Source organism: Frankia nepalensis (assembly GCF_016786325.1).
Classification (GTDB): domain Bacteria; phylum Actinomycetota; class Actinomycetes; order Frankiales; family Frankiaceae; genus Pseudofrankia; species Pseudofrankia nepalensis.
On the sequence record NZ_JADWYU010000052.1, the window covers coordinates 1 to 10066 of the forward strand.

At 70.7% G+C, this 10066-nt stretch carries 8 protein-coding genes; 3 read left to right on the plus strand and 5 right to left on the minus strand.

All coding sequences use genetic code 11. The annotated features are described in order from the left end of the window. From I6A81_RS02380 to I6A81_RS02390, 3 genes are all read right to left on the minus strand, one after another. Nucleotides 1–1412 (minus strand): MDR family MFS transporter (locus I6A81_RS02380; protein ID WP_407661234.1); only part of this gene is annotated, 1412 nt, incomplete at its 3' end. After that, a complete protein-coding gene (locus I6A81_RS02385) occupies nt 1394–2527 on the minus strand; it encodes a PLP-dependent cysteine synthase family protein (RefSeq protein WP_203007229.1) in 1134 nt (377 codons plus the stop codon). The genes I6A81_RS02380 and I6A81_RS02385, both read right to left, overlap by 19 nt. A gap of 791 nt (nt 2528–3318) precedes the next feature. After that, on the minus strand, nt 3319–4206 hold the full coding sequence (locus I6A81_RS02390; protein ID WP_238430884.1) for a C40 family peptidase: 888 nt from the start codon (nt 4204–4206) through the stop codon (nt 3319–3321). A gap of 536 nt (nt 4207–4742) precedes the next feature. Here I6A81_RS02390 and I6A81_RS02395 point away from each other — a divergent pair. Together I6A81_RS02395 and I6A81_RS02400 are read left to right on the plus strand one after the other, a co-directional pair. Continuing rightward, the gene (locus I6A81_RS02395; protein ID WP_238430883.1) at nt 4743–5141 is read left to right on the plus strand and encodes a BlaI/MecI/CopY family transcriptional regulator; all 399 of its coding nucleotides are present in this window, start codon (nt 4743–4745) and stop codon (nt 5139–5141) included. Beyond that, nucleotides 5138–6106, plus strand: coding sequence for a M56 family metallopeptidase (locus I6A81_RS02400; protein ID WP_203007227.1), 969 nt, complete (start codon nt 5138–5140; stop codon nt 6104–6106). Before I6A81_RS02395 ends, I6A81_RS02400 begins: the two co-directional genes overlap by 4 nt. A gap of 41 nt (nt 6107–6147) precedes the next feature. Here the strand turns inward: I6A81_RS02400 and I6A81_RS02405 are convergent, their stop codons facing one another. Then, entirely contained in the window at nt 6148–8565 is a 2418-nt protein-coding gene (locus tag I6A81_RS02405; RefSeq protein WP_203007231.1) for a heavy metal translocating P-type ATPase, read from the minus strand. A gap of 634 nt (nt 8566–9199) precedes the next feature. Here I6A81_RS02405 and I6A81_RS02410 point away from each other — a divergent pair. Beyond that, entirely contained in the window at nt 9200–9505 is a 306-nt protein-coding gene (locus I6A81_RS02410; RefSeq protein ID WP_203007226.1) for an SHOCT domain-containing protein, read from the plus strand. Nucleotides 9506–9707: 202 nt separating this feature from the next. Here I6A81_RS02410 and I6A81_RS02415 read toward each other — a convergent pair whose 3' ends face one another. Continuing rightward, the gene (locus tag I6A81_RS02415; protein WP_203007225.1) at nt 9708–9995 is read right to left on the minus strand and encodes a hypothetical protein; all 288 of its coding nucleotides are present in this window, start codon (nt 9993–9995) and stop codon (nt 9708–9710) included. Between the last annotated feature and the right edge of the window lie 71 nt (nt 9996–10066).

The window sequence follows — 10066 nt, forward strand, 5'->3', positions numbered from 1 at the left end:
CCCGCTCGGCTGGCACTTCGTGCTCGCGGCGCCTCCGGTTTCACCGTCGCGCCTTTTGGTGGGGCGAGGCGGCCAGCTCGGTCAAGCCGGTGTACTGAGGCCGCGCAAAGCCCTCCGGTGAGCGCGAGAATGATCCACGGCAGCGCCGCGATTCCGATGTTTCTTCCGGTATCGAGCGCGGCACCGGTGAGCAGGTTTCCTATGGCGATTCCTATCCCGGAAAGCGTGCTGTAGAGGCCGTAGTAGGTGCCCATCATGCGATCGCCGCCGAGCGCGACGATGGTGGCCATCTCGAACGGATAGACAAGCATGGTTGCCACCGCGAGGAGCGCGGCCGCGGCCAGCACGGGCAACAGCGCCAGCGCCTGGGCCGGAAGCGACCGGGCGGACGCTTCCGCCTCGTCCTGGCCGAAGGAGGCGGACACCGCGAGCGGGAGGAACGCCACGCCCATGAGGATCAGTCCTCTGCTCATCGCCCGCCCGGGCGTCCAATGTGCCTTCACCCACCTGGTGAGCCGCACCTGGCCGGCTACGGTGAGTAGACCGGAAAGGACGAACAGCAGCGTGACCCCGGTCTCGCTACCGGTCGCGCGTCTGACCTCGATCGGAAGCCCCAGGTAGACCTGGAAGGTCAACACGTACGATCCGATCATCGCCAGCGAGAAGAGCAGGAACGGCTGGTTGGCTATCGCGATCCGCCAGGCCCGGAGGATGGATAGTGGCGCCTCGCCGCCGGGGCCACGGCCTGCGTGGGAGACCTCGGCGTTCGTTTCCTGTTCGTCGGACGGCCCGGGGGCGGCGAGGTTCGGGCTTTCGTTCTGGGCCCGCGCTGGCAGCGCCCGAGCTTGCAGGACGGTCAGCAACAGGAACACCGCGGCGGCCACGGCGCACACGAGCGTGAAGTCGATCGCCAGCAGAGCGAGCCCGACCAGCGGGCCGAGCAGGATACCGAGCTGGTAAAAGATGTTGAACACCGCGAAGGCCTCGACCCGGCGTTCACCCGCCTCCGCCGCCACATAGGCGCGTACGGCGGGGTTGAACAGAGCGCCGGCGAAGCCCGTCAGGGCGGACGCGATGATCAACGCGGGGATGGTCTCGACGAAGCCCAGGAGCGCGAAACCAGCGGTGCGCAGCGCCAACCCGGCGAGGATCATCGGCTTGTAGCCGAAGCGGTCGGCGAGGCTTCCACCGAGCAGGAAGAGTCCTTGCTGGCTGAGGTTGCGGACTCCGAGCACGAATCCGACCAGCCAGGCGGCGAGTCCAAGCGTCACCGACAGGTAGCTCGCCAGGTAGGGCATGAGCATGTAGAAGCCGATGTTGATGCCCAGCTGGTTGACGAGCAGGAGGCGGATCGGCCGGTTGAAGGACCGGATCTGGCTCCAGGTCGTTGTCGTCATTGCGCTGCCTGACATTCCACGAGCTCGGGATGGGACAGCGGGTCGACCACCTGGGTGCAGCGTGTCCAGCGGTGCACGACCCGGTCGGCTGGATGGTCGAGCACGTCGGGGTTCCGGGTGGGCACCACGTTCAGCAGCTGGTGCTGGGCGCAGTAGGCGTCGTCGTAGACGCTGTTCCAATAGCGTTGCGGGCCGTCCGGGAAGATCGCGACGATGCGGGTATCGGACGTTGTGTGTCGGCTGAGCCAGGATGCCACCAGGGCGACGGCGCCCACGCTCCATCCGCCAGTCGCGTACCGTGCGGCGGCCAGTCGCCGGCAGGCCCAGACGGCCTCGGCGGGTGCTACCCAATGGACCTCGTTGAAGGCGCCGTACGCGACGTTGCGCGGGTAGATGCTGCTGCCGAGGCCGCGCATCAGTCGCGGGCCAGCGGGCTGCCCGAAGATGGTCGAGGCGATGGTGTCCACACCGACCAGCCGTAGGTCGGGGAAGGCCTCACGCAGGACGCGGGAGACGCCCGCGCTGTGTCCGCCGGTGCCGACGCTGCACACGAGGACGTCCACACGCCCGAGCTGCTCGATCAGCTCGAGTGCGAGTCGCTCGTAGGCAGCGACGTTGTCGGGATTGTGGTACTGGTCGGGGCAGTAAGCGCCAGGATGCTGGTCGAGCAGGGCCTGGACGCGGTCTCGCCGGGCCTGCTGCCATCCCCCGGTGGGATGTGGCCGCTCGACGATGTCGATCTGTGTGCCGTAGGCGACCAGCAGGCGGTGCAGGATCGGTTCCATGCCGGGGTCGGTCACGAGCATGACCGGGTGGCTGTACACGAGGCCGGCGAGCGCGAGGCCAAGCCCCAGGGTTCCGCTGGTCGACTCGATGATGGGCCGGCCCGGAGCGAGCTCGCCGCGTCCTCGCGCGCACGCGACCATGTGCAGCGCGGGTCGGTCCTTGATGCCCCCCGGGTTGTGGCCTTCGAGCTTCGCCCAGAACCCGCCAGTGCCCCCGAAGCAGACGTCGGGGATCCAGAGCACCGGCGTGTCGCCGACCACGTCGGCGAGGGAGCGCGCCGCCGGGGGTGCGGCTGTCCGACGTGTTGGGAGGGGCGCGCGGGAAGCGACAGGGGTGTATGCCATGGTGGCGTTCCTTCGAGGCTGATGGCCGTGCACGGCGCGAGCGGCGACGGTCCGCCCGTGGCATGGCACAAAAGCCCCGCGGCATCGTGCGCGGGACGTGCCAGTGCTGGACCGCGCCGCTGCGCGCCCGCCGATCGGACGACGGAGCACGGTGGTGGCGGCTGGGCGACGGAGAGAAAGATCGCTAACCGCGCATCAGTTTCGAAGGACGCATATCTGCATGAAGAGCCCAGGGCTGGCCGCGCGAGCGCGACCGCGGCGACGCGTCGGTCGCAGCTCGGCGCCGGTGGCCGCCCGCAGGCCTGTCGCCGCGGCCAGCCCGAGCAACGCGACGAACGGAGCGGCTGGAGTCACGGCGTCCAGCCGTGCCGGGAGGATGGGCTGAGAGGGACAGTCGACCACCGGATGGTCATGGGCAGGCCTGAGCAACGCGGACGTCGGCTGGATCTCCCGGTCGTCCGCGGCAACGGAAGGCTCGCCGGCCCGCGGCTCGGGGGTGACGTCTGACCCGCTCAGGGCGACCGCGGCGGGAGCAGGATGTGCTGGCAGGCCGTGGGAGTCATGGGCGGCAGCGAGGCACAGGACTCCGTGGATCACGATGGCCGCGATCAGAGCGATCAAGGCGAGTGCCGCGACTCTGTGCGGCCTCGACGTCGTGCTCCCGAGGGCCAGGTCCACACCTTCACGCTATCTCACGCTCCACGTTCGAGCGATTACGGAGAGGCGTGGATTGTCTGTGTCCTCCCGTGGGCTCCCCGCCGGCCACGGGCTCTCGGCGGTCCGCCGTGGCGCTACAGGACGCGACCGACGTAGTAGTCGCTGGTGTAGATCTGCTGGTACTTGACGTAGTCGCCAGTCCGGGGGGCCGCCCACATGTAGCCGTTGCCGGCGTAGATGCCCATGTGGGTGATGTTGTCGGGGGTGCCGAAGAAGATCAGGTCGCCGGGTTGCTTGGCGGACTGCGGGACGCGGATCGTCGCGTAGAACTGCTGCTGGGCGGTGCGCGGCAGGTAGCGGCCCAGCTGCTTGTAGATGTACTGCGCGAAGCCTGAACAGTCGAAGGCGTAGGGGCCGGCGGCGCCGTAGACGTACGGCTTGCCCTTCTGGAGCGAGGCAAGGTAGACGGCCTTCGCGCCGATGGTGCTGCCGGGGAGGGCTGTCACCGATCCCGCGCCGCCGCGGCCCGCTTCCGCGGTGCCGCTCGCCGCGGGGGCGCGGACGACGACAGTGGCCGCGCCGGCGACCGAGGGGCGCAGCATGGTCCCGCCGTCGAAGACCGCGGTGACCGTGGTCGTGCTCAGCAGGCGGGCGCTGATGCGGGCTTCGCCGGCATCGTCGGTCCGCAGGGTGGCGGTGGTCGACCAGCGGCTGCCGGTGACGACGACGATGTTGACCTGCTCATTCGCGACAGGCGCGCCGGTCATGGCCGCCGCGGCGTGCACCGTGAAGGTCACCTGGTCGTTGGGGCTGATCGTCGTCTTGTCGGGTGTGAGGGTCAGGGATGTGAACTGTTGCGTCGGGTTGGCGACCTCTGCCGCCAGCGCCAGGTCTGCGGGCTCGCTCGCCGGAGTTCGCTGGTTCCCGAGCATGGAGGCCCGCGTGATCGCGTCGGCGGCAGGTTGGCCGTCGTCGGGGACGTCGGAGGTGGCCGCGGCGAAGCCGGTCATCGAGGTCGCCAACGTTCCACCGGCCAGGAGGACGACGGTGGCCGCCCGGCGCCGAGGCTCGGTCGTTCGGCGGCGCGCGGGCCCCTTGGCCGCCTCGTCCCGTCTCGATCGAGCACCCGGGTCGCGCCTGGGCCACATCTCGTCAAGGGACCGCCGACCGCCACCCTGAGCAGGCACCGCGTCTCCTCCCTCGTCGCGCCCTCGGACGCGCTCGCCGTATCTACTACGTCTGATAGTAGTAGTACTAGCTCTTCTAGTGGGAAAAAGGGTCGAGGTGCCAGCGGGTCAACTGGCTGTCTCGACCTCGTCCGAGAGTCGGAGCCGAGGCGAATGAGGCTCATAGTCCCAACGCTGGTCTGGCGTGGGCGGCCCGCCTCCCGGCCCGATGGCACGCGTTCGAACGGCAGGCCCTGTAGACCCCACCCGGATCCGATCGGCCCCCCCATCCTGCGAGGCGAGAGTCTCCTGCTACTAGGATGTTTAGTACCCTGCTGGCAAGAGGCGGTGAGACGGTCGTGCATGGGCTAGGCGCCCTAGAGGCCGCGGTGATGGATTTGCTGTGGTCCGCGAGCGAGCCTCGGACCGTGCGGGCGGTCGTCGACGAGCTCCAACAGCGGCGGCAGATCGCCTACACGACGGTGATGACCGTGATGGACAACCTGCACCGCAAGGGCTGGCTGCGCCGAGAACTCGTTGGCCGCGCGTATCTCTACGAGCCTGTGCGTTCCCAGGAAGAGCACAGCGCGGAGCTGATGGGCGAGGCGCTCGCCCACAGCCTGGATCCCGCGACCACACTGATCCATTTCGTCGAGCGGATATCGCCCGGGGAGGCCCGGCTGCTGCGTACCGCCCTCACCAGGGCAACCCGCGGAGCCGGTACCCAGGGCTTCCGCGAGGACGCGAGCCGGCCGGGCCAGCGGCACCAGCCATCGGATGGACCGACGTGATAGTTGCCGCGGCGCTGGTCACCTATGCGGCTGTGCTTGCCGTCGTGGCCCCCCGTCTGCTGCGTGAGGCAGCCTGGTCCGAGCGGGCCCCGAGACTGGCGGTCTGCCTGTGGCAGGCGCTGTCGCTGTCAGTGCTGGCTGCCGCCGTGCTGGCTGGGCTGGCGCTGGCAGTTCCGTCGGTACCTTTCAACATCAATCTCGCTGAGATGCTGCAGGCCTGCGTGGTGTCGCTGCGGGACTCGTACGCCACTGCCAGCAGCGCGAGCGTCGCGGGAAGCGGACTGGCGGTGGTCGCGGTCCTGCTCATCCGGGTCGCCTTCTGCGCGACGGCCGGGCTGCTCCAGAGCGCGCGTGCCCGTCGAGAGCACGCGCTCAAACTCGCGATTCTCGCGAGGCCGGCGCCCGCGCTCGGGGCGGTCATCCTCGCCCACGAGACCGCCGCCGCCTACTGCCTACCCGGCCGCAACCGGCGAATCGTGCTCACGACCGCGGCGCTGGACGCGCTTGGCGAACAGGAGCTGGCGGCGGTGCTCGCGCATGAGCGCGCGCATCTGGCGGGCCGTCATCACCTGGCGTTGGCTGGCGCCGACACCCTGGTCAGGGCGTTCCCCGCTGTACCGCTGTTCACGGTCGCCCGCCGCGAGATCGGCCGGTTGCTGGAGCTGGCTGCCGACGACGCCGCGTCCCGCCGGCACCCACGCCTGTCGATCGCCACCGCGCTCACCGTCTTGGCCGCGGGCGGAGGCGAGGAGGTAGGCCTGGCCGCAGGGGGACCGACGGCGCTGGGACGGGTCCATCGCCTGCTGGCACCGGCCAACCCACTCGGCCTGGTCCGAACGATGGCCGGCGGAACCCTCGCGGTGGTGCTGCTCCTCGTCCCGATCGCGATCGCCGCAGGACCACTGCTGGGCCTCGGCCACACCCTCTACTGCCCCCTACCGGCCGTCCCACCGCCCGCTAGCTGATCTTTACTGGTCATCGTCTGACAGCCGACCGCGACCTCTCGTCACTGCGCGGGGGTCGGGGTGGGCCGCGCTTCGGTGGCAGGTTGCGTGTCCGTCCTGCTGGTCAACGACCAGGGGAGGCGTAGCCGCTTGAGGAGCAGCGCGTTGACGGCGACGAGGAAGCTGGAACCGGACATGGACAGGGCGGCGATCTCGGGTCGCAGGACCAGGCCGGTGGCGGGTTCGAAGACGCCGGCGGCGATCGGCAGCGCGATGGCGTTGTAGCCGACGGCCCAGCCGAGGTTCTGGCGCATCTTGCGCAGGGTGCCGCGGCCGATCAGCAGGGCGGCGGGGACGTCGATCGGGTCGGAGCGCATGAGGACGACATCGGCGGTCTCGATCGCGACGTCGGTGCCAGCGCCGATCGCGATGCCGAGATCGGCCTGGGCAAGAGCGGGGGCGTCGTTGACTCCGTCGCCGACCATCGCGACCCGCCGGCCGGCATCTCGCAGCTCGGCGACCTTCGCGGCCTTGTCGCCGGGCAGTACCTCGGCGATGACGGTGTCGATCCCGAGTTCGTCCGCGATCCGCTGGGCGGTGGCCTGGTTGTCTCCGGTGAGCATGACGACCTCGACTCCGGCTGCGCGCAGGGCCGCGACCGCCGCCGCCGAGGTGGGGCGCGGGGCGTCCGCGAGGCCGATCACCGCAGCCGGCCGCGCGTCGAGGGCGACGAGCACGGCCGTCTGCCCGCCGGCGGCGAGCGCGGCGCGCCGCTCAGCCAGAGTGCCCGGCTCGACTCCTTCGGCCTCCATCAGCCGTGGGGTGCCGACCGCGACCCGGTGGCCGTCGACAGTGGCGACCGCGCCCTGCCCCGGGACATTGACAAACCCGTCCGCTTCGGCGGCCAAGAGGCCGAGATTGTCGGCGTGGGCGACGACGGCCCGGGCGAGCGGATGCTCGGACTCCCGTTCCACGGCCGCGACCAACCGCAGCAGCTCGGCCTCGTCGACGCCGTCCGCGACGAGGACGTCGGTCACGGCTGGCTCACCTTTGGTGAGGGTGCCGGTCTTGTCCATCACGACCGCGGTGATCCGGGCGGACGTCTCCAGCGCGCCCGCGTTCTTGAACAGGATCCCTCGCTGGGCGCCGAGCCCGGTCCCGACCATGATCGCGGTCGGGGTGGCCAGACCGAGAGCGTCCGGGCAGGTGATGACGACGACGGTGATGGCGAACAGGATCGCCTCCTGCGCGGGCCGGTCGGTGGCGAGCAGCCAGACCAGCAGCGTGGCGAGCCCGCCGGCCAGCGCCACCAGGACCAGCCAGAACGCGGCCCGGTCCGCGAGACGTTGGCCTGGCGCCTTGCTGTTCTGGGCTTCCTGCACGAGCGCGACGATCTGCGCGAGCGCGGTGTCCGCGCCGACCTTTGTCGCCCGGACCCGCAGCGCGCCGGTGGTGTTGAGTGTCGCGCCGATCACCGGCGAGTCCGGCTGCTTGTGGACGGGCAGGCTCTCGCCGGTGACCATCGACTCGTCGACGTCGGACTCGCCAGCCTCGACCACGCCATCGACGGCGATCTTCCCGCCTGGGCGGACGAGCAGCAGGTCGCCGACCATGACCTCGGACGTGGGGATCTCGACGGTCCCGCCGTCTCGGACGACCACGGCCCGCTCCGGCGCCAGCTCGAGCAGGGTACGGATCGCGTCGTTGGCGCCACCACGGGCCCGCATCTCGAACCAGTGGCCCAGCAGCACGAACGCCGCCAGCACGCTGGCCGCCTCGTAGAAGACGTCCCCGCCGCCGGTCAGCGTCACCACGGCGGAGTAGGCCCAGCCGGTGCCGACCGCGACCGCGACCAGCACCATCATGTCGAGCGTCCGGGCACGAAGCGCCCGGACCGCCCCATCGAAGAAGATCCACGACGCCCAGAAGATCACTGGCAGGCTCAGCACCAGCCCGAACACGTCGTCACGCAGCCCGAACGGCGCCCGCGCGTGGAACCCGAGCACGTCGCGCCCGATCGGCGACCACAGCAGGATCGGCACCGAGAACACCGCCGCGACCAGGAACCGGTTGCGCATGTCGGCGACCATCGCGGCCATCGACATCCCGCCGTGCCCGCCGTGACCCATCGCCTCGTGCGGCGACGCGACCCGTTCCCCCGGTCCGCCATGCCTACCGTGCGCCGCGGGTGCCACCTGGGCGCCGGAGACGGCGTGCACCCCGTGCTCTTCCCGCGTCGCCGAAGGTGTCTCCCGCGCAACGGGCTCGGCCAGCGGGTCGCAGACGTGGCGCGGCACCGACTGCCCAGCGCAGTGGTACCCGCAGTCACGGACCCAGCCGGCAAGCTCCGCCGCCGACGTCAGCCCCGGGTCGAACCGCACAAGAGCCGTCTGCGCCGCCGGATTCGCCGCCACCTCCACCACGCCCGGCCGCCGGCCGAGCACGGCCTCCACCCGGGCCTTCTCGGTCGCCCAGCGCATCCCGGAGACCTCAAGAACCGCCGTTGCGAAGGCGCGCGGCGATCCCGCTGGGTGCGGACTCTGCGCGGGGTGCGGGTGTGGGTGGTGGTCCTGTCCGTCCATGGTCGGCTCCTTATCCCCTTGCGGCGACGGACCTAGCCCCGCCGCCCGCGGTGGACCGGCCGCGCCCGCCCCTGGGAGGACGGGCCATGCAGCCACGTCGAGATAATACCCCCCTGGGGTATCTGGTTCGTGGTCGTGTGCCCGATCGGTGCCGTCCCGCGGCAGGCAGGCCCGGGGTCGCCTGTCCTGGGAGCGTGGGTGGGCGGGCGGCCAGGCGCGACGGCATGGTGGAACACGGCCGCGGCCAAGACGGCCACTGCGGCGAGCCAGACCAGGGGATCAGCGACGGAATGGTCTCGTCGAACGTCGGGGTAGGCGCGCTCGGCTCGGCGGGTTGGCCGGTCCGCCGGTGCGACCCGAGCATGCCGGGCACCTGGCGCGAGAGGTGAAGCTCGGCCCGGCATCGCTGGGCCGAGCAACCCCTGCACGCCCGCACAGGAGGGAGCACCGTTGAAGGCGAAGGGATCGCGCGCGGAGCCCTCCTGGAGCCGCCGGCCCGATCTCGGCCTAGTCGCTGCGGGAGGTGACTGTGATGATGTTCTGGTACGGCCACGGCATGAGTGGCTGGGGCTGGTGCGCCATGTCCGTCGGCATGCTGCTGTTCTGGACTGCGCTGATCATCGGCGCGGTACTGCTGACGCGCGCTCTGATCCGCTCTGGCAAGTGGGACCGTCTCTCGATGCGGCCGCCCGCCGAGCCGCCGGCTGACCACGGACCCGCTCGTCCGTCACCCGAGCAGGTACTGGCCGACCGCTTCGCTCGCGGCGAGATCGACGAGCAGGAGTTCCGCGCCCGGCTGGGCGCTCTCCACGAAACCGACCGCCTCGCCAAGCACTGACCAACCGCGGCGGCACCCGCTGGCTCCCGCCGCCCGACGCCGGCTCGCCGGGCCGTGAAGCGGGTCCTCACTCAAGCGCGAGGCCGCGGGCCGCCGCGGTCCTAGCGGTTGTGTGCCTTGCCTACCTATGCCCCGCCGAACTGCTGCCAGCAGCCTGTTGCCGCTGGCAGGCTTGATCAGCCTCGTGTGCCAGAAAGGATGCTCAACGCGCGCTCCCCGCGGGTGCCGGGCCGGCTGGTGACCCGGCCCGCGGAGCGGGTTGCTGGCGCCGGGTGTGCTGGTGCTTGCGGCGGCCGTGGGCGGTCAGGCTGCGTGGCTTGTAGACCGACAGCACCAGTGCGACGAGCAGCAGCACGACCGCGCCGGCCGCGTGCAGAACCGGGGACAACTCTCGCAACCCTTCCGGATCGGCACCGACAGGTGTGCTCCGCGCCTCGTCGGCGAGGAAAGCCAGGGTCTGCATGTAGAGCAGCAGCACCAGGGTTGTCAAGCGCCGGGTTTGGTGGAGGCTGAGTTGTTACGCGCCGGCGGGCTGCCGGGCGTCGTGGCTGTCGGTCTGGT